The 1336-nt window shown below is 31.7% G+C and carries 2 protein-coding genes; both read right to left on the reverse strand.

Going from position 1 to position 1336, the window contains the following annotated elements:
- On the reverse strand, positions 1–185 hold a 185-nt coding region (locus tag N9I19_RS24770; protein WP_317779335.1), incomplete at its 3' end, for a recombinase family protein.
- Between the two features lie 320 nt (positions 186–505).
- Entirely contained in the window at positions 506–994 is a 489-nt protein-coding gene (locus tag N9I19_RS24775) for a hypothetical protein (protein ID WP_317779336.1), read from the reverse strand.
- Between the last annotated feature and the right edge of the window lie 342 nt (positions 995–1336).

The raw sequence follows: 1336 nt of genomic DNA on the forward strand, positions 1-1336 counted from the left end.
GTTACTACTAATGTATCTCCTTCTCGTGCAAATTCAATAGCTTCATAAAGTTGGGCTCTTTGTTTTGTACTTGTTCCTGTTACTTTTTCAACAAAAAGCTTTTTACACCCTTCATTTTCCAAAATTTCCTTTTGTGTTTCTAAATCTTGGCCAGTAGTTGAAACCCTCGCATAACCAATTAACAATATGTATCATCCTTTGTCTATAAGTCTTAAAACTTTTATACATTTAATTATAGATTAACTTTTAGACAGTAAACAAGGATAAATTAACAAATATGTAACTTTCGGCGTTTTTTTGCGCTAATTTTGAGTGCTATTTTGCACATCCAACTTCAAAAATAGGTCATCCCCCAAAACGACAAATTGAGCTTATCAGTTACAAGAAAGTCCAAAATTTCGTTCTGGAGGTACTACAAAACATTACCTTGATGGCAATGTGACGTACCCCAAAAATGGCCAGTAACAGAAATACGCTCTGTTACTGGCCATTTACAAAATTATGCTTAATTTAAATTGACAGTAGAAATATATTGAACAGTTCCTTGTTCAGCTACTAAATTTATCTCTAAAATAAATGTTCCCTTCCTATTTGGCAGATGTATTGTGCTATTTTCAATTGTAATCGATTCTTTCTTATTGTTATTCCAAAGCTGTGCTGTAATATCACTTTCTAAAACTGTACCATTTTCAATATATGAAAATCCTATATCCTCTCCAGATGGTAGGTCGATTTTTTTTTCTTTTTGTGCAAAAGTCTTTATATCATCCACCCGTTTTTTTACAAATTCACCATCTTTCACTTCCCAGTTTACATTTCCTTGTTCCATAATTATTCCGGAACCATTAACGTGTAACTCGCCTGTGGGAGGGCTTGTATCATAATCTTCACCTATAAAATTATAGACACCAAACTGTCTGGCAATTAGAGTAATAATAAAAATTGAGATAACAGCAACTGGGATAAGCAGTAAAAGCTGCAATATTTTTTTCATGGTCTTCCTCCCCTTAGTAACCTGACTTTGATCAATTAATTTTACCACCAATATCCACTAATACCATATAAAACCTTCTTGGTAAATTACTCTGATTGAAGTTACAGAACAGGTACTTTTCCCTAATTTACTATTTATTGCTGAATAATCTATTAATAATATACGTGCAAAATAGCACTTAAAATAAGTGCTATTTTGCACTATAAGTAAATATAAAAAATCCCAATTTCTCAATGTAATGTTGGGAAATTGGGATTTTCGTTACTACGGAAAAGCTATTTTGTTGAATAACTAATATGCTTTTATTAGCTAGTATTGGGAAAAATCAAAGTCTGTTAAAAC

This window comes from Peribacillus sp. CSMR9 (assembly GCF_033141925.1).
GTDB classification, from domain to species: Bacteria; Bacillota; Bacilli; order Bacillales; family DSM-1321; genus Peribacillus; species Peribacillus simplex_A.